The sequence below is a fragment of the Leucobacter chromiireducens genome (genome assembly GCF_051993095.1).
Classification (GTDB): domain Bacteria; phylum Actinomycetota; class Actinomycetes; order Actinomycetales; family Microbacteriaceae; genus Leucobacter; species Leucobacter chromiireducens.
On sequence record NZ_CP197024.1, the window covers coordinates 1,331,014 to 1,349,757 of the forward strand.

At 68.0% G+C, this 18,744-nt stretch carries 15 protein-coding genes; 10 read left to right on the forward strand and 5 right to left on the reverse strand.

Features of this window, described 5'->3' with window-relative positions; all coding sequences use genetic code 11:
* The first annotated feature begins 8 nt into the window (after positions 1 to 8).
* The 6 genes from ACR81A_RS05955 (at position 9) to ACR81A_RS05980 (ending at position 5,727) form a co-directional block, all read left to right on the forward strand.
* On the forward strand, positions 9 to 965 hold the full coding sequence (locus ACR81A_RS05955) for an ABC transporter permease (protein ID WP_440312999.1): 957 nt from the start codon (positions 9 to 11) through the stop codon (positions 963 to 965).
* Positions 962 to 1,828 (forward strand): ABC transporter permease, encoded by an 867-nt coding sequence (locus ACR81A_RS05960; RefSeq protein WP_202382062.1) that lies wholly within the window; start codon positions 962 to 964, stop codon positions 1,826 to 1,828. The genes ACR81A_RS05955 and ACR81A_RS05960 overlap by 4 nt, the downstream gene beginning before the upstream one ends.
* The gene (locus tag ACR81A_RS05965; RefSeq protein ID WP_202382063.1) at positions 1,825 to 3,447 is read left to right on the forward strand and encodes a dipeptide ABC transporter ATP-binding protein; all 1,623 of its coding nucleotides are present in this window, start codon (positions 1,825 to 1,827) and stop codon (positions 3,445 to 3,447) included. The genes ACR81A_RS05960 and ACR81A_RS05965 overlap by 4 nt, the downstream gene beginning before the upstream one ends.
* A gap of 24 nt (positions 3,448 to 3,471) precedes the next feature.
* Positions 3,472 to 4,719: a flavin-dependent oxidoreductase gene (locus ACR81A_RS05970; RefSeq protein ID WP_202382064.1), complete on the forward strand. Its 1,248-nt coding sequence runs from the start codon at positions 3,472 to 3,474 to the stop codon at positions 4,717 to 4,719.
* Complete coding sequence (locus ACR81A_RS05975; RefSeq protein WP_202382065.1) at positions 4,716 to 5,168, forward strand: DUF3237 family protein; 453 nt, start codon at positions 4,716 to 4,718, stop codon at positions 5,166 to 5,168. The genes ACR81A_RS05970 and ACR81A_RS05975 overlap by 4 nt, the downstream gene beginning before the upstream one ends.
* Before the next feature lie 115 nt (positions 5,169 to 5,283).
* Positions 5,284 to 5,727 carry a hypothetical protein gene (locus tag ACR81A_RS05980; protein ID WP_202382066.1) on the forward strand — a complete coding sequence of 148 codons (444 nt, stop codon included), beginning with the start codon at positions 5,284 to 5,286 and terminating at the stop codon, positions 5,725 to 5,727.
* A 68-nt stretch (positions 5,728 to 5,795) separates the two neighbouring features.
* Here the strand turns inward: ACR81A_RS05980 and ACR81A_RS05985 are convergent, their stop codons facing one another.
* Both ACR81A_RS05985 and ACR81A_RS05990 read right to left on the reverse strand, forming a co-directional pair.
* Entirely contained in the window at positions 5,796 to 7,568 is a 1,773-nt protein-coding gene (locus ACR81A_RS05985) for a thiamine pyrophosphate-binding protein (RefSeq protein WP_440313000.1), read from the reverse strand.
* 163 nt (positions 7,569 to 7,731) lie between these two features.
* A complete protein-coding gene (locus ACR81A_RS05990; protein WP_440313001.1) occupies positions 7,732 to 8,451 on the reverse strand; it encodes an IclR family transcriptional regulator in 720 nt (239 codons plus the stop codon).
* A gap of 141 nt (positions 8,452 to 8,592) precedes the next feature.
* Between ACR81A_RS05990 and ACR81A_RS05995 the strand changes: the two genes are divergently transcribed.
* Positions 8,593 to 10,497 (forward strand): FAD-dependent monooxygenase, encoded by a 1,905-nt coding sequence (locus ACR81A_RS05995; RefSeq protein WP_440313002.1) that lies wholly within the window; start codon positions 8,593 to 8,595, stop codon positions 10,495 to 10,497.
* 81 nt (positions 10,498 to 10,578) lie between these two features.
* On the opposite strand, the gene ACR81A_RS06000 is transcribed toward ACR81A_RS05995, so the two are convergent.
* Positions 10,579 to 11,937 carry an NAD-dependent succinate-semialdehyde dehydrogenase gene (locus tag ACR81A_RS06000; RefSeq protein WP_202382070.1) on the reverse strand — a complete coding sequence of 453 codons (1,359 nt, stop codon included), beginning with the start codon at positions 11,935 to 11,937 and terminating at the stop codon, positions 10,579 to 10,581.
* A gap of 376 nt (positions 11,938 to 12,313) precedes the next feature.
* On the opposite strand from ACR81A_RS06000, the gene ACR81A_RS06005 reads away from it, so the two are divergent.
* Entirely contained in the window at positions 12,314 to 13,834 is a 1,521-nt protein-coding gene (locus ACR81A_RS06005) for an APC family permease (protein ID WP_440313003.1), read from the forward strand.
* 95 nt (positions 13,835 to 13,929) lie between these two features.
* A complete protein-coding gene (locus ACR81A_RS06010; protein WP_440313004.1) occupies positions 13,930 to 15,273 on the forward strand; it encodes a flavin monoamine oxidase family protein in 1,344 nt (447 codons plus the stop codon).
* On the opposite strand, the gene ACR81A_RS06015 is transcribed toward ACR81A_RS06010, so the two are convergent.
* Positions 15,268 to 16,266: a DUF4349 domain-containing protein gene (locus ACR81A_RS06015; RefSeq protein ID WP_440313005.1), complete on the reverse strand. Its 999-nt coding sequence runs from the start codon at positions 16,264 to 16,266 to the stop codon at positions 15,268 to 15,270. The genes ACR81A_RS06010 and ACR81A_RS06015 overlap by 6 nt on opposite strands.
* Before the next feature lie 42 nt (positions 16,267 to 16,308).
* Positions 16,309 to 17,511: a PucR family transcriptional regulator gene (locus ACR81A_RS06020; protein WP_202382074.1), complete on the reverse strand. Its 1,203-nt coding sequence runs from the start codon at positions 17,509 to 17,511 to the stop codon at positions 16,309 to 16,311.
* Between the two features lie 131 nt (positions 17,512 to 17,642).
* On the opposite strand from ACR81A_RS06020, the gene ACR81A_RS06025 reads away from it, so the two are divergent.
* Positions 17,643 to 18,695: a phosphotransferase gene (locus ACR81A_RS06025; protein WP_440313006.1), complete on the forward strand. Its 1,053-nt coding sequence runs from the start codon at positions 17,643 to 17,645 to the stop codon at positions 18,693 to 18,695.
* The last annotated feature ends 49 nt before the right edge of the window (positions 18,696 to 18,744 follow it).

Sequence of the window (18,744 nt, forward strand, 5' to 3'; positions counted from 1 at the left end):
AAACGACGATGATGTACGTGCGCCGTATCGCATCCAAACTGGGTGCGCTCCTGCTCACGCTGTTTCTCGCTTCCCTGCTCGTCTTCTTCTCGCGCTTTATCGTTCCGGGCGATCCCGTCCGGTTCCTCTTGCGCGGGCGGAAGCCGAGCCCGGAAGCGGTTGTCGCGGTGACTGAGCAGTATGGACTCAACCTGCCCCCCTGGGAGCAGTACTTTAACTGGCTGTTCGGTATCTTCCGGGGCGACTTCGGCCGCTCCCTGCAATTCCGTCAGGATGTATCGACGGTCATTGGCGACCGCCTGTCTGTCACCCTGGGGCTCGTCGTCATGGCCGGCCTGATGATCGCGATCGTGGGCATCAGCTCCGGCGTCATCGCTGCGCTGAACAAGGGAAAGCTTGCCGACCGGGCCACGCTGATCTTCCTCACGGTGCTCGGTGCGATCCCCTCGTTCGTTGGGGCCATCGTGCTCATCTCGGTGTTTGCCGTGACGCTCGGGTGGTTCCCGACCTTCGGCTCGGGAACCGGCTTCTGGGACACGGTGTACCACCTGTTCCTGCCTTCCCTCGCGTTGGCCATCTCCTTCGTCGTGCTGATCGGCAAGGTGACACGGTCCTCCATGGTCGAACAGATCGGCCGCGAACACGTCGAGGTCGCACTGAGCCGCGGAATCAAGCGCGGCACGGTGATCCGCCGCCACGTCTTCCGAAACTCGATCGGCCCGATTGTCACGGTGAGCGGCCTGCTTGTCGCGGGTCTGCTTGTCGCGAGCACGATCGTTGAGTCCGCCTTCGGTATTTCGGGGCTGGGCTCGCTGCTCGTGCAGTCGGTCGACCGACTCGACTTCCCGGTTGTGCAGATGATTGTCCTCCTTGTCGTCACCGCCTTTGTCGTGGTGAACGCTGTGGTCGACCTGCTCGAACCCCTCATTGACCCCCGTGCCGCCGCAGGAGCTGATGCGCGATGACGATCCCTAATCCCACGACCGCGGTGCGCGTGATGCGCGCGCCGCGAGTGCGACGCTCGAGCTGGCTCTTTCTGTCCAGCGTGATCGTGCTCGGCGCAGTGACGCTCGCCGCGGCACTCGCCCCGTTTGTTGCTCCCTACGACCCCGACGCGGTCGATTTCATGGCATTCAACGGCGGGCCGACCGCCGCCCACTGGCTGGGCACCGACGGTCTCGGCCGCGATATCCTCAGCCGCATGATCTGGGGCGCGCGCACCGCGCTCCTTGGCCCGCTGCTCGTTGTCGTGTTCTCCACGATCGTCGGCATCCTGCTCGGCCTCCTCGCCGCGTGGCGCGGCGGGTGGGTCGACGCCGTGCTCGGGCGCATTTTCGACGTGATCTTCGCGTTCCCCGCGCTCTTGATCGGGATCATGGCTGTCGCGCTGTTCGGCAAGGGCCTCGTCGCCCCGGTCATCGCGATGAGCCTCGCCTACGCGCCCTTCGTCGCACGCCTGACGCGCTCGCTCATCACCGCCGAGCGCAACCGTCCATACGTTGCGGCGTACCGGGTGCAGGGCTTCAGCGGCTCCTGGATCGCGCTTCGACGCGTGCTTCCCAACGTCGTGCCCATCGTCGGCGCGCAGTCGACGCTCAACTTCGGCTACGTGCTCGCCGAGCTCGCTGGCCTTTCCTTCCTGGGCCTCGGTGTCCAGGCGCCCACGGCCGACTGGGGCGCGATGATCAACGAGGCGCAGCCAGGCATCGCTGGCGGGCATTTCTTGCCCGCGGTGGTGCCGGCGATCGCGGTTGTCATCGTCGTGGTTGCCGTCAACATCATCGGCGAGGAACTCTCGGAACGAATCGGAGGGGGTGTGTCCGCATGACACTGCTCAACATCGAAGACCTGACCCTTGACCTGCCGAACGGCAAGCGCCTGCTCGACGGCATCTCGATTCGCGTCGAGGCAGGCGAAACGATTGGCCTCGTGGGGGAGTCCGGCTCGGGGAAGTCGCTCACCGCGCGCTCTGTGCTCGGTCTCCTTCCCGGCGGGGCGATCACCGGGGGCAGCGTGAGCTGCGATGGCCGGGAAGTGCTCGGCGCCTCGAAGCGCGAGCTGCTGTCGGTGCGACGCTCGAGCGCGGCGATGATCTTCCAGGATCCGCGAGCGGGGATCAACCCGATGCGCACGATCGGCGACCACATGACCGAGTCGTTGCGGCTGTGCCAAGGGGTCTCGTCGAGTGCGGCTCGCATCAAGGCGCTCGAACTGCTTCGCGCCGTTCGGCTCCCGCGACCCGAGGACCACCTGGGACAGTATCCGCACGAGTTCTCGGGCGGCATGCTGCAGCGCGTCATGATTGCCGGCGCGCTGTCGAGCGAGCCGAAGCTGCTCATCTGCGATGAGCCGACCACCGCGCTCGACGTGACCACGCAGGCCGAGATCATCCAGGTGCTCCAGGAGCAGCGCGCGGCGCGCGGCATGGGCATGCTCTTCATCACGCACGACCTCAACCTGGCCGCCTCGATCTGCGATCGCGTGTACGTGATGAGCGGCGGCAGCGTCGTCGAGCAGGGCGGCGCACGTGAGATATTCACAGCGCCGACCGCCGACTACACGAAGCGGCTCATCGCGGCGACGCCGAGCGTCGAGGTCGACCCGGCGGAAACTGTGGCGTCGCGTGCCGGCGTTGCCTCCGAGGGTGCGGCCGCGGCAGGGGGCGACTCCCCGCTGGTGCTCGTGGAGGGGCTCTCGAAGACCTACCACCCGCGTGGCCGCGAGGCGGTGCACGCGGTGCGCGATGCGTCACTCACGATCCCGCGCGGCGGATCCCTCGGCGTCGTGGGCGAGTCCGGTTCGGGCAAGTCCACCCTCGCGCGCATGATCATCGGGCTCGAGCAGGCAGACTCGGGCGTGCTGCGGATCGGCGGCGCCGAGCGCACCGCGGTGCCGAAGGGGCGGGACGCGCGGCTGGCCCGCGCGCGCAGCGCCCAGATGGTGTTCCAGGATCCCTACCTTTCGCTCGATCCCCGCATTCCTGTGGGCCGCGCGATTGAGGACACGCTTCGGTTGCACACCGGGCTGACGCCGGCGGAAGCGACGCGCCGGGCGCTCGCGCTGCTTGACGACGTCGGGCTCCAGGCGGAGCACGCGCAGGCGCTGCCGCGGACCCTCTCGGGCGGGCAGCGACAGCGCGTGGCCATCGCGCGCGCGATCGCGATCGAGCCGCAACTGCTCGTGATGGATGAGGCGACAAGCGCGCTCGATGTCTCGGTGCAGGCGCAGGTGCTCGATCTGCTCGCCCGCGTTCGTGCGGAGCAGGGGCTGACGATTCTCTTCATCAGCCACGACCTCGGCGTGGTGCGGCGGGTGTGCGACGAGACCCTCGTGATGCGTCGCGGCGAGATCGTGGAGAGCGGTCCGACCGAGGCGCTGCTCAGCACGCCGCAGCACGACTACACCCGAATGCTCATCGACTCGGTGCCGCGCCCAGCCTGGGCCTGACCGACGGACCACAAGGACACGACCATGCAGACGCTCATCATCGGGGCCGGGGTCGGCGGGCTCATGACCGCGCTGAGTCTCCACGCGGCCGGACACACGGACATCGTCATCGCCGAGCGCAGCTCGGAGTTCCGCGGCCTCGGTGTCGGGCTCAACCTGCTGCCGCACGCCGCGCGCGAGCTTGACGAACTGGGGGTTCTTGACCGGGTGGCTGAACTCGGCGTGGAGCCCGAAACGCTCGCCTACTACACACGGCGCGGGCAGCTGATCTGGGAGGAACCGCGCGGCACACGGGCCGGCTACCGTTGGCCCCAACTCTCCGTGCACCGCGGCAAGCTGCAGCTGCTGCTGCGCGACCTCGTGACAGAGCGGCTCGGCGACGTGATCCGGCTTGGGCACCGCCTGGTCGAGGTGGCCGAGGATGGGCGCAGGGCGACTTTCGAGACCGCGGACGGTGAGCGCACGCTTGCGGCTGAGCTCATCGTCGCTGCCGACGGGATCCACTCGGCGGCGCGTGCGCAGCGCTATCCAGAGGAAGGGGCGCCGGTGTGGAGCGGCCTCACGCTCTGGCGTGGCACCGCCATCGTCGATCCCATCCTCGGTGGGCGCACGATGTTCATGATGGGAGATGCCGAGCAGAAGTTTGTGGCGTACCCGCTGGGCGCGCCGCTCGCGGACGGGCGGCAGCGCATCAACTTCATTGCCGAGCGGCGCGTGGCAGGTTCGCCGTCAGCCGACTGGAACCGGCAGGTGGAGCGCGGCCCGGTCGCGGCGCTCTTCGCGGGCTGGGAGACCGACTGGCTGGACATTCCGGCGATCATCGCAAGCGCGGAGGAGCTGCTCGAATACCCCATGGTGGATCGAGATGCGATCCCGCGGTGGACGTTTGGTCGGATGACGCTGCTCGGTGATGCCGCCCACGCGATGTACCCGAACGGCTCGAACGGTGGCTCGCAGGCCACACTCGATGCGCGCACGCTGGTGCACGCGATTGGCGCTGCTCCCGATCCCGATCTCGACAGCGCACTCGCGACGTACGAGGCCGCACGGCGCCCAGCAACCGCGCGACTGCTCGACATGACCCGGCAAACGGGGCCGGAGCGCGTGATGCAGCTTGCGCGTGAGCGTGCTCCCGAGGGCTTCGCGCACATCCACGACGTGATTCCCGAGGCTGAGCTCGAGGCGATCGCCGCAGACTACAAGCGCGCCGCCGGATTCGATCCTGCGAAGCTGAATGAGCGCACCTCGCTGAGCGTCGAGCCGCGCGCGTGATCACCGCATCGCACGCGGGGTCGCCGCTCTCGCTCAAGCCAGCGTGTCAGATCGCGGTCACGTTGGGTGCTCCGCTCACGTTTGGGGTGACTCGCGACGGTGAACGACGTGTCACCCCGATTCTGGGCGGCACGCTGCTCGGAATCGGGGAATCGTTCGCGGGCCTCCGGGCTGCGGTGCTCCCCGGTGGCTCGGACCGGCAACTCGTGCGCGCGGACGGCACGGTCGAAATCGATGCGCGCTACGAGGCGCGCACTGACGCCGGTGAACTGATCGGCATTCACGCCAGTGGCATTCGGCGTGCGACGCCGGACGGCGTGTACTTTCGGGCCGTGCTCCGCTTCGAGGCGGCGTCAGCGACGTGGGCCGCTCTGCAGGACGCCGTGTTCCTCGCAGACGGTGCGCGCGAGGCCAACGCGGTGCGGCATACCGTGTTTCGGGTGGGCTGATCACTCGCGCCCCTGGCCTCCCAGCGCACTGCCGGAAAGTGCAGTGGCCGCGCACAGGCAATCTCGCTAGCATCGGATCCACCGCATGAGAGGACCCGAGATGGCTCGAGGACGCATGACCACCCGTCGCGCTGGCGTGATCGGCGCAACTGCCGCCGCCGCTGCCGTACTCCTCCTCGCGGGCTGCGCAAGCGGCAGCCCAGCGGGCGAGGACACGAACTCTGGGGGAGACGGCGGCGAAACCTCGACCGCTGGGCCGAGCGACACCGCCCCCACGACCGCCGAACTTGAGAGGCTTATCGCCGACGGGGTGCTGCCCGCAGACTTCCCCGCCGCCGCGGAGCGCGTGCGACTCATTCAGGATGGCGACGAACTGGCCGCGTCATGGACCGGCGCCGCGTTGAGCGAGGGCTGCTCAGCGGCAGATTCCTCCCCGGGATCCATCGCCTCGATGCTGCTGCTGCAAGATGTGGGGATTACCGAGGTGCAGCAGTGCGGCGCCGTGTGGCAGGCGACCCAGGCAGACGGCTCGCACGTGCTCTGGAACACTGAGCGCTAGGTGATCCCGCACGACTGGCACAACCGAGTGTCGTGTGGGCGGCCGGGGTCCGGCCGCCCACCCACGGCCTAGTGCTCGGGCACCTCGAGCCCGTTGACCCGCTGAATCTCGCGCTGGTACTCTGCGACCACGCTGCGTGAGACGCGGCAGTCGAGCAGGATCGTGCCGCTCGCGCCCGCTGCAGTCCAGTCCGCGAGCGCGTCGAGGTCGGCGAGCGACTCCACGCGCACGCCCTGCGCACCGAGCGCCGAGCCGAGCGCGGCAAAGTCGACATCGGGGATGAGCATCGGCGCCTCATCGAGCCCCATGAGGCCGTACAGGTGCACCTCTGCGCCGTACGCGCCGTCGTTCCACACCACGATCACGCCGCTCTGCGCCGTGCGGATTGCGGTCTCGAGGTCGGCCAGTGCCATGAGGCCGCCGCCGTCGCCGGTGCTGAGCACCGTGGTGCTCTCCGGAGCCGCGGCAGCGACGCCTGCAACGGTCGAGAAACCCAGCCCGATCGTCTGGTAGGCCGTGCCCACCATGATCATGCGCTCCGGCGAGGCCACCGGCCAGTACATGTTTGCCCAGCCGAGGAAGTGCCCGCCGTCGGTCGTGACGTGTCGGTTCGCGGGCAGCAGCTCGCCGATCCGCGAGGCAACCGCGCGCGGGTCGAGACGCCCGTCTGCGCACACCCCGTCCGGGTGCTCCTCGAGCCCCGTGCTGCGCACACGGAGCACGCCGCCCGGCTCAAGACCCGCGACGCGGTCTCGCCAGCCGCCCGTTCGGGCGCCCGCGTCCTCGAGCGCGCCGAGCAGGGTCGTGAGGGTGGCCTTCGCGTCGCCCTGCAGCAGAAGGTGCGTGATGGGGTGGTTCGTCTTCGGTGCGGCTACCTGCTCGGCGTCGATGCGAATCACCGTCGTGCCGGCGCCAAAGAGGTCGCCGAAGCGCATGGTGAACTGGTTGAGCGCCGCGCCGACAACAAGCACCACGTCGGCCTGTGCGATGACCTCCATCGCGGGGATCTGGCCGAAGCCGCCCGTGACCCCGAGGTCGAATTCGGCGACGGGGAAGATCCCACGCGAGAGGGCGGTCGTCGAGGTCAGCGCTCCGAGTGCGTCCGCAATGCGGCCCAGCTCTGCCGCGGCGCCGGAGACGTGGGCGCCACGGCCCGCGAGCACGAGCGGGCGCTCGGCCTCGAGCAGCGCACGGGCTGCGGCCTCAAGCTGGTGCCCGGCGAGGGCCGCGATGGGCTCGCCCTCGGGGGCCGCGTAGCTCGGTGCAGGGGCGGGAGCGTTGGCGACGGACGCGGAGAGTGCTGCGAGAACCGCAGGGTCGCTCATGTCGATCCCGGTCTCAGGTGCGGCAACAGGGGCAGTGACGAGGTCGTACGGGATGCCGAGCACCACGGGGCGCCGGAAACGCATCGCGTACGAGACCGCGCGGTCGACCGTGCGCTCGATGTTCGTCACCGTGAGCATGTGCGTGCGCACGCCCAGCGCGGCAGCGAGCATCTCCTGGTCTACGTCCCAGGGGCGCGGGCCCGAGCTCGGGGCGTCGCCCACGACGACGAGCATCGGAATACGGGCCTGCGCGGCCTCGGCGAGCGCGGTGAGCGTGTTTGTGAACCCCGCGCCGTACGTGGTCGTGGCAATCGCGAGCTTGCCGCTCACGCGAGAGTAGGCGTCCGCGGCGGCGACCGTGCCGGCCTCGTGGCGCACCGCGGTGTACGGCACGCCAACGTCGGCGAGGCTTTCGATGAGGTGGGCGTTGCCGTTGCCCATGAGGCCGAAGCTGCGATCAGCATGGCGGGCCAGGGCGGCAGCGAGAGTACGCGTGAGCGTGGACGGAGTAGACATCACAGCATCCTTCAATGAAGAGAATTGAATGGGTGGGAACCGTGTATGTCTCGCGAGAGCATCGATGCTCTGCAGCAGCGCCCCTTTTTCGCGCGCCTTAGCCGGCCGGGTCTGAGAGTCTCGACCGAGCTGGACAGATTCATCCTAGTGGGTTGCCGGGCGGTTAACGGTAGTTCTGCGTGATGCGGTCGGCCGCGTCCTTGAGCGCGGTCACCACCTCGTCGACGGACTCGGGCAGGTTGAAGTGGACCACGGCGAGCGCGGCGGGCGGTTCGCCCTCGATGCGCAGCGGTACCGCGATGGCCGTGACGCCGTCGATCACCTCGTTGCGGCTGATCGCGAACCCTTCACGCCGCGCGTCGAGCGCGGCCTCGCTGGGGTCGGGGCTTCCGAATGCGGCGGTGCGCTCGGCGGGGGTGAGGATCGCCTCGATCGCGTGGCCGGGGGCGCCGCGATCGACCGGGTGTCGCACGCCGGGGTTGCGGGCGATCGTTGCCGACACGTTCGATGGCTCCACCGAGACGAGGGTCACGACCTCGTCGGCGTCGAGCACCGTGACGAACACCGTCATCCCGAGTGCGTATGCGAGCTCGGACACGGTGGGCGTTGCTGCGGTGTGGAGCATCGGCGCGACGCCGCGTGCCAGGACCGTGAGTTTCGGGCCGAGGCGGATCCGGCCAGCGGCATCGCGCACGACGAAACGGTGCTGCTCGAGCGTGCGCAAGATTCGGTACGCGTTCGAGCGGTGCACGCCGAGGCCCTCGGCGAGTTCGGTAATGGTCATCGGCGAGTCCGCATCGGCGAGGATCTCGAGTGCGCGCAGGCCGCGCGAAAGGGTCTGGGAGCCGGCGGTTGGTGCGCCGGTCTCTCGGGGGGTCGTCATGCCTCCATTGTGGCCTGATACTTGAGGCGCGGGATGTTGTGTGTTCGCGCGCCGCGGTTTATCCTAGATGTGCGATATTCAAACTTCGTGTTCAAATGGTGAACACCGCCGGGCGGAAGCGCGGCAGAGTGAGGAGAAACAGTGCAGTTCCACCACCACGGATATGTCTCCACGGACCCTCGGGTTCAGCCGGCAGCGGGCATTGGTCTCGACCGGCCGAGTGAGCTGCCGGATGAAATCGATGTGCTCATCGTGGGCTCGGGTCCGGCCGGCATCGTCGCCGCCGCGCAGCTCGCGCAGTTTCCGAACGTTGTGACGCGCGTCGTTGAGCGTCGCGACGGCCGTCTGGTGCTCGGCCAAGCCGACGGCATTCAGGCCCGCAGCGTTGAGACCTTTCAGGCCTTCGGTTTTGCCAACGCGATCATCGACGAGGCGTACCAGATCACCGAAACGGCGTTCTGGTCGGCGGATCCCAAGGATCCGAGCCACATCACGCGCACGGGCCACACTGACGACGACCCGAACGGCATCAGCGAGTTCCCGCACCTGATCGTCAACCAGGCGCGCGTCATTGACTACTTCGCAGAGTACGCGCGTCGCGCACCCACCCGGGGCGACATCGACTACGGCTGGGAGTTCGTCGACCTCGAGGTGGGTGAGGGGGAGTACCCCGTCGCGGTCACGCTGCGCGAGGTCACCGGCCAGAGCGGTGCGGGCATCAACGCGGCCACCGCGGACAATGCCAGCGTCGGCCCCACCCGCGTGGTGCACGCGAAGTATGTGATCGGCGCCGATGGTGCTCGCTCGCAGGTGCGCCGCTCAATCGGTGGCTCACTGCAGGGCTCCACCTCGCTCCACGCCTGGGGCGTCATGGACGTGCTCGCCGTCACGGACTTCCCCGACTTCCGCAAGAAGTGCATTATTCATTCGGAGGCGGGGTCGATCCTGCACATCCCACGTGAGGGCAACCACCTCGCGCGCATCTACGTCGATCTGGGCGAGACGGATGAGAACGATGGCGGCAAGGTGCGCGACACCCCGCTCGAGGCGGTGATCGCGCAGGCAAACGCGATCCTGAGCCCGTACACGCTCGACGTGCGAAACGTGCCCTGGCACAGCGTCTACGAGGTGGCGCACCGTTTGACCGATCGCTTCGACGACGCGGAGACCGCACCCGATGGGAAGCAGCGCGTGTTCCTGATGGGCGACGCCTGCCACACGCACAGTGCAAAGGCTGGCCAGGGCATGAACGTCTCGATGCAGGACGGCTGGAATCTCGGCTGGAAGCTCGGCTACGTGCTCGAGGGCCTGAGCCCTGACTCGCTGCTGCAGACCTACTCCGACGAGCGCCGCGTCACCGCGAAGAACCTCATCGACTTCGACAAGGAGTGGTCGACGCTCATGGCGAAGAAGCCAGAGGAGTTCGCGTCGCCGAAGGAGCTCGAGGAGTTCTACGTGCAGACCGCCGAGTTCCCTGCGGGCTTCATGACCGAGTACACGGAGTCGCTGCTCACGGGGGACAACGAGTATCAGGAGCTTGCGGCCGGGTTCCCGATTGGCAAGCGCTTCAAGTCGGTGCGGACGACCCGTGTCTCGGACGCCGTCGATGTGCACCTGGGCCACCACCATCGTGCGGATGGGCGCTTCCGCGTGTACGCGTTCGCGGACGCCGCGGGCACGCAGCTGGAGAGCTGGGCGAACTGGATGCTCTCGAACACCGCCTCGCCGCTGCAGCGCTTCACCCCGCTCGGCGCCGACATCGATGCGCTGTTTGACGTGAAGGCCGTGTTCCAGCAGGAGCACCACGGGGTGGACATCTCGCAGGTGTCGAAGCTGTTCCTGCCGCTCGTGGGCCCGTTCCAGCTGGTCGACTACGAAAAGATCTACGCGGCAAAGCCGGGCGAGGACATTTTCGATCTGCGTGGGATCAGCCGCGACGGCGCCGTGGTGATCGTTCGCCCCGACCACTACGTGTCCGCGGTGCTGCCGCTCAGTGACCCGGCCGCGGTGGCCGCGTTCTTCGAGCCGATCTTCCTGGCGCGCTAGGCGGCGTCGGAACTCAAAAGGGGGCCCGGATCGAAAGATCCGGGCCCCCTTTAGCTGCGCGGGGTGTACCCCGCGTGCGGCTTACTTCGCGGCGAAGCGGAAGAGCTTCTTGTTTGCGAACTCGAGCATGCCGACCTTGCCGAGCTCACGGCCGTAGCCGGACTTCTTGACGCCACCGAAGGGCACGTCAGCGCCCTCGAGGCCAGCGCCACCGATGAAGACCATGCCCACGTCGAGCTGGTTACCGACCTGCTCCGCACGATCCAGGTCGTCGCAGATCACGACGGAACCCAGGCCGTAGGGCGAGGAGTTTGCGAGCTCGATTGCCTCGGCGTCGCTCGACACCTTGTAGAGCTGCGCGACGGGGCCGAAGAGCTCCTGGCTGTACACGTCCATCGCGGGGGTGATGTTCGTGATCACCGACGGGGTGTAGAGGTTCCCCTCGGGCGAGTTGTCGCCCACGAGCACCTCGGCGCCCTGGTCGAGCGCACCCTGCACCTGAGCGGTGAGCGTCTTGGTGGCAGCAGCCGAAGACATGGGACCGAAGTCGCCAGCCTCGTACGACTGGCCAGCGATCGCAGCCTTGAACTTCTCGCTGAACTCGTCGAAGTACTTGTCCATGACGACAATGCGCTTCGAGCCGTTGCACGCCTGGCCGGTGTTCTCCATGCGGCCGCCAACTGCGTGCTCGACCGCGTGGTCGAGATCGTCGGTGTCGAGCACGAGGAAGACGTCCGAGCCACCCAGCTCGAGCACGCACTTCTTCAGTGCGCGGCCGGCCTGCTCAGCAACGATGGCGCCTGCGCGCTCCGAGCCCGTGAGCGAAACGCCCTGGACGCGATCGTCAGCAATGATGTCCGAGATCTGGTCGTGCGTCGCGAAGATGTTGACGTACGCGCCCTTCGGGAAGCCTGCGTCGAGGAACAGCTGCTCGAGCGCGAGTGCCGACTCGGGGCACTGTGCGGCGTGCTTCAGGACGATGGTGTTGCCGAGGATCAGGTTCGGCACTGCGAAGCGCGCAACCTGGTAGTAGGGGTAGTTCCACGGCATGATGCCGAGGATCACGCCGGTGCCCTGGAAGCGGAAGAAGGTCTTGAGGCCGTCCTCGACCTCGAGCTCCTCGTCTGCGAGCCACTTCTCGGCGTTGTCCGCGAACGCTGCCGTGATGGCGCCCGAGAACTCTGCCTCGCCGACCGACTGCTCGAGGGGCTTGCCCATCTCGCGGTTGATGATCGCGCCGAGCTCATCCTTGCGCTCGTCGAAGAGTTCTGCGGCGCGCTTGGCGAGTGCGGCGCGCTCGGCGACGGTGGTCTTGCGAGCCCACTCCGTGTACGCCTGCTGGGCCGCGGCCAGCGAGGCCTCGATCTCCTCCGTGGTCGCGTCGGGGTACTCGGCGATGGTCTCGCCCGTAGCCGGGTTAATTACGGCGAACGTGCCCATAAATGACTCACTCCTTAGTGACTTCGTCGGGGATAGTGACAACTCTTAGTGTCCCACACCGCGATGCCCCGCACTAGCGCGGCGCGCACCGAGTTCGCGTGGATCCAGTGTGTCTCTGCTGCTGATTCCGATACCGTATGGGGCGTTTCGCCGCGGAATTCGTTGCAATTGCGGTGCTCCACCCGCAGAACGGGGGAGTCTTCCCGCGTGCCCGGACGCAAGCTGGGCACCCCCTGGGCGAGCGCTGAGTCCCGGAGTGGCGCACAACGTGCCGAGGATGGTGCAGAATGTCAGTGTGCATGACAGTGGCATTGAGTTCTGCACGTGACGTAATGAAGCGCCTGGCGACGCCGCCAGAATCGAGAGAAGTACTGCAATGACGAAGCACACCTTGGACAATGCGACCGAGACCGGTCACATCCACGTCGGTAAAGGGCTCAACGAGGGCGCGCTCGGCGTTGTCGGATCGACCATGATCGGGCTCGCGTCGACCGCGCCGCTCTACTCGCTCGCGGCCACGCTCGGCTACGTGATTGTCGCGGTCGGGGCGCAGGCCCCGCTCGTGTTCATCGTCGCGTGTATCCCGATGGTCTTCGCCGCGTTCGCCTACCAGGAGCTGAACCGCGAGATTCCAGACTGCGGCACCACCTTTGTGTGGGGGACCAAAGCGTTCGGGCCGGTGGTCGGCTGGATTGGCGGCTGGGCTGTGGCCGTCGCCTCGATCATGGTGCTCGCGAACGTCGGAGAGATCACGGGCCAGTACTTCTGGCTGCTGCTCGGGAACGAGGAATTCGCCGCCAACCGGGGCATCGTCATCGCGACGTCCGTCGTCTTCATGGCGCTCATGACCTTCGTGAGCACGATCGGTGTGCAGATCGGTGAGCGCCTGCAGATGGTGCTCGTCGGCATCCAGATCGTCGCGATGGTGCTCTTTGGCGTGCTCGCGCTCATGCACGCGGGCGCCGGCACGAACGCCGGCTCGGTCTCCTTTGACTGGAACTGGTTCAACCCCGCTGAGCTCACCTCGTGGTCGGGCTTCATGCAGGCCGTGCTCCTCGCGCTCTTCATCTACTGGGGCTGGGACACCTGCCTCGCCCTCAACGAGGAGACGAAGAACCCGCGCAAGACCCCGGGCCGCGCGGCGCTCTCGAGCATCGTCGTGCTGATCATCCTCTACGTCGGAGTCTCGGTCGCGGTGATGATGTTCGCCGGCTTTGGCGACACCGGCTTCGGCCTCACGAACGCCGAGAACCTCGATGACGTGTTCACAGTGCTCGGCAACGCGCTGTTTGGCCCGTGGGGCTGGTTCCTGATCCTCGGCGTGCTGCTCTCGGCCGCGTCGTCGACCCAGACCACGATTCTGCCGACGGCGCGCGGCACCCTCTCGATGGCCGTGTACCGCGCGCTCCCCGCGAAGTTCGCCGAACTGCACCCCAAGTTCAAGACCCCGTGGTTCTCGACCACGGTGATGGGCATCGCCGCGATCATCTACTACGTCGGAATGTCACTCCTGTCCGAGGACATGCTCGCCGACTCGCTCACCTCGATGGGCCTCGCCGTGGCGCTCTACTACGCAATCACTTCGTTCGCCTGCGTCTGGTACTTCCGCGACACCCTGCGCGACAGCGCACGCAACCTGTGGATGCGCGGCATCCTGCCCGCGCTCGGCGGCCTCATGCTGGGCTACGCCTTCGTGCAGTCGGCAATCGACATGTGGGCGAAGGACTACGGCGAGACCGTGCTCCTCGGTGTGGGCGGCGCGTTCGTGATCGGCGTTGGCGCGATCCTCATCGGGTTTGTGTTCATGGCGATCTGGTGGCTCCGCCCCGACTCGAAACCGTTCTTCCGCGGCGAGAGCCTGAACCGCGACACCGAGGTGCTCGTTCCCGACGAGTAGGCCGGCGACGCACCCCGGATCCCGCGTCTTTCGATCGGGATCCGGGATCCCGATCGAATCCTCACCCCGCTCCGTTCCACCCGCAGGAGGGCACCATGTCAGCCATCACCCCGAACCGACTCGACACGATTGTTGTGGGAGCGGGGGTGTCGGGCCTCGCGGCCGCGCGCCTGCTCACCCGCGCGGGGCAGCGCGTGGTGGTGCTGGAGGCACGCGACCGCGTGGGCGGCCGTCTGCACACCGAGCGCGCCGACGGACGGGTCACCGACCTTGGCGCCTCGTGGATTCACGGCATCGATGACAGTGCGGTGCACGCGGTCACGCAGGCGTTCGGCATGCCCGACATTGAGTTCACAATGGGGAGCTTCCAGGCCGGCGGTCGGCCGGTTGCGTACTACGGGCCGGCGGGCGAGCGCCTGAGCGACGACGCTGCGAACGCCTTTATCGCCGATGTTTCCGCGTTCGATGAGCGGCTCGTTGCAACGGTGGCGCGCAGCGCCTCGGGCGCCTCGTACGCGGATGTCGTTGCGGAGACCCTCGCAGAGCTCGGTTGGGAGGCTGAGCGGGGCGAACGGGTACGCGAGTACCTGCAGCACCGCACCGAAGAGCAGTACGGTGCGTGGATCGCGGATCTCGACGCGCACGGACTCGACGACGATGCCGTCGACGGCGACGAAGTGGTGTTCCCGGAGGGCTACGATCGGCTCGCCTCAGGGCTCGCGAACGGGCTCGATGTGCGACTCGACACCGTTGTGACGGGGATCGACTGGAGTGCAGACGGCGTTACCGTGACCGCGGGCGGGGAACGCTTCACCGCAGCGCACGCGGTGCTGACCGTGCCCGTCGGGGTGCTCAAGGCCGGGGAAATTGAGATCACCCCGCCCCTGCCCGAGACGAATGCCGCCGCGCTCGCGGGGCTCACGATGAACGCCTTCGAGAAGGTGTTTCTCCGGTTCCCCGCGAAGTTCTGGGACGAGGGCGTGTATGCGATCCGTCGACAGGGCGAGGCAGGCACCTGGTGGCACTCTTGGTACGACGTCACTGCGCTGAGCGGTGAGCCCACGCTGCTCACTTTCGCGGCCGGGCCGTGCGCGCGGGCGATCCGTGAGTGGGACGATGCCCGCGTGGTCGAGTCCGTGCTCGGTGCCCTGCGTGAGATCTACGGCCCCGATGTGCCGGCCCCCGCGCACGCACACATCACCCACTGGCAGGACGACCCGTTCTCACACGGTTCATACGCCTACATGACGGTGGGATCCGAGCGAGCCGACCATGTCCGGCTCGCCGAACCAATCGGTGGTGTGCTGCACATCGCGGGGGAGACCACGTGGGAGGAAGACCCCGCGACCGTGACCGCTGCCCTCATGTCGGGTCACCGCGCCGCCGAGCGGATTCTCGGCTCCGTGATCCCGATCGCAGAGCTCAGCGCTGCCCTATAGCGCCCGCTCGTCCCGGGGCGCGGCGGGGGTGGACGCGTCGCCCGTCGCGACGGGGGTTCCCGTCTCGTGAGGCACGCCGGGTGCCGCCGGGGCCTCGATGTGTGCTCGGCGTCCGCGTCGGCGCACCGCACGGACGATGAGCAGTACCGCCGCGGTGATGATGCCGCCGATCGCTGCCCACGGGAGCAGGATCCCGAGCACCACGAGCCCCCCGGAGGCCGCCGCGCCGATCGAGCGGAGCCCGGCGAGCACGCCGTCCCAGAAACTCGTCGGCCCGCCGGGGAGCGCGGAGGGGCTCGTGAGCGAGACCCAGATCGTCGCCTGATCAACCTGTGAGTCGAGCCACTTGAGCTGAGCACTCAGACCGTCAAGCTCCTGCTGGCGTGCGGCAAGCGCGGACTCGGCTTCGAGGAGCTCGCTCGTGGTGTCGGCCTCGGCCATCAACTTGGTGAGGCGGTCAATCGATTGCTGCAGGGCGGCGACGCGTGCGGTGAGGTCGACGTGCTCGGTGGTGACCTCGGTCGCGGTCACCGTGCGCGTGGTCACCTCGCCCAGCGCGCTGAGCTCGTCAAGCGTCGCGTCGAGCCGCTCTGACGGCACGCGGACTGTGAGCGAGCTGCCCGCCGGAGTTGCGCCGAGCGCAGCGTTGTCTGAACGCGACTCGACCGTGCCACCCGCGGCCTCCGCGATCGACGTGACGCGATCGGCAGCGCCGGAGACATCGCTCACGTGGAGCGACAAGTCAGCACTGCGCGTGATCGAGCGGGAGTCGCCCGGAGCCGCCTCGGCGCGGGAGACGGACCCGTCCCCGCCGATCGCCGCGCCGCCCAGATCAAACGGCTCAGCCGGCAGCGACTGCACGTCAGGGCTGGCCGCGGCATTGCTCGAACCACCGGACTCATGGGCGCCACCGGGCAGCGCCGCGCAGGCGCTGAGCGGAGCGAGCAGGAGCCCGGCCGCGGCGAGCAGGGCGAGGGAGCGTCGGCGCATCATGGTGATTACCCTAGTGCGGGCGCTGGAGGCTCACGCCGCTAGTCAGCTGTGAACTGTGCTGTCCCGTCGCCACGCGCTGAACGCGAGCGCGAGAAGTGCGATGTCGCTCGGGTGCGCGAGTGAGAGTCCAGTGAGGTTCTCGATCTGGGCAAGGCGGGCGCGGACCGTGTTGCGGTGGCGAAACGCGGCCTGACTCACCTCGGTGATCGTTCCGTTCGTGCTGAGGAACGCGGTGATGACTCGAGTTAACTCCTCGCGCACGTGGTCGCTGAGCTCGGCGAATCCTGCGAACACCTGCTCGGCGAGCGCTCCGGTGATCTCGGGTTCGGCGGAGGTCACGGCCTCGAGCCAGTGGTTGCGGAGCTGGCGCACCCCGGGGCTCGTCGCAGTGGTGACGAGCTGCCGCGCGCCGTGGAGTGCGCGTCCGACCGCCCCCGGTGTGGGGACCTCCGCGAGCGCGGTGCGGTGTTCGCCGAGCTCCGCGATGAGCGGCGCAAGGTCGTCGGCCCGGTGGGCCGCGTCGCGAGCCGGAACTTGGATGAGCCCAACGAGCGACTGCTGCTGCCACCCGAAGTAGCTTCGCGCACCGTGGCGCGAGAGTCGGGTCTGCACCACCGAGATCGCCGAGTAGTCGCCCTCGCGAAGATCGGACACGAGCACGAGAAAGGGGCGGCGGGGATCGAAAGCGAGTGTGGTGAGCTGCTTGGCGACGCCGGCGGGATTTCGGCTCTCGCCCAGGTCGAGGAGGCGCTGGAAAGCTGCCGTTCGAATCTCGGTGTGCTGCTGTCGGAGGCGCTCGGCTGTGCGGCGGTACGCCTCCGTCATCTCGTTGATGTTCGCCTCGACCGCCTCCCACACTTGCAAGAGGCCCGCGAGATAGTCGGCGTTGGTTTCGAGGCCGGCGCGGCGCGCATCATCGAGGAATGCTTCCCAAAGCAGCTGCAGGTCGATCCGAAATGAGCGCGACACCGCGAGCAAGTCCACCTGCTGCGCGGCGCGAATCTCACCGGTTTCGGCGGCCGCGTGGGCAAACTCGGGCGCCGGGGGATCGCCGGCGATGCGTGCGAGGGTGAGTGAGAGGTTCTTGCGCATCTGCTCTGCGAGCGTCTCGCCGCCGAGCGAGCGGTACGAAGGCTCAACCTCGATGAGCCGTTCGGTAGAGACAGCGACGAGATGCTCGAGTTCGTCCGCGAGCAAGCGGCGCGCGGTGGCAGAGACCTGCGGGTGACGCGACGGTGAGTGCATGCTGCACACTTTAGGGCACGATGTCGGGGCTGCGGGGATCTGGTCCTGTGCGTCAGAGCATGGTCAGATGGGTGATGACGCGATAGTGCGTCGAACGCGAAGTTGTGAGCGACGCACGCAAAGGAGCCGCGATGGCACACACCCCTGACCACCCTGCAGGCCTGAACGAAGCCCAGCTGGCGGAGCTCGCTAGTGTGCTGGAGGTGCACTATGGGCTGCGCGGGGCGCGCTTCACGCAGCTCGGCGGGGAACTCGATCTGAACTACCGGGTGACCGATCACACCGGGGCGCATCGTTTTCTGCGAGCGTCGCCCGCCCCACTCGATCGGTCGGCGATCGAGTGGCAGGACGCCGTACTGCGCGCGCTCGAGCAGCGCCCGCTCTCGGTGGCAAGCCCACGCCTCCTGCCTGCTCGTTCGGGAGAGCCCGGTGTGCACGTGACCCTGGGCGGCGCGTGGGCTGGGCTCATTCGTGTGACCACGTGGATCGGCGGTCGTGACGTCTCCGAGTTCGGGGCGACGGGCACCGCGTATCGACGACAGTTGGGGAGCCTTGCCGCCGAGGTGGTGGACCGCCTCGCGGTGCTGAACGACCGCGCAGCCGGGTCGCCGGGCCACCACTGGCTGATTGAGCGTGCGGGCGACGCGATTCGCGCGACGATGCCCGCGGTGACTGATCCCGTGCAGCGTGCGCTGATCGAGCGTGCGCTTGCGGGCTTCGACGCGATCGCGCACGTGCTCCCCGCCCTGCCGCGTACGACCGTGCACCAGGACCTGCACGACTTCAATCTGCTGGGGGAGCGCGGCGCTGATGACGCGCTGCGGATTACCGGGGTGGTCGACTTCAACGACGCGGTGTTCACCCTGCGCGTCGCCGAGCTCGCGGTCGCTGCCGCGTACGCCACGCTCCGGCAAGACGACCCGGCCGCAGCGTTCTGCGACGTGGTGGGCGGCTATCTGGAGCGGGCGGCGCTCACGGAGGCGGAGCTCGACGTGGTGTTTCCGCTCGCGGTCGCCCGGTTGGCCGTGAACGCGAGCACGTGGACCGAGCGGAGTGTGGGGGAGAACGCGTCGTACGCGCGTGCGCGGATGGCCGCAACCTGGCCCGCGCTCGAGCGTCTGCTCGAGGAGTCCGCGCCGCGGATGGCAGAGCGCGTCGCCGCGCCTGCCACCCCCGCGGGGTAGATTCGCCGCAGCGGGGCAGGGTTTATCGCGCGAGAGCCTGCCCTCTGGC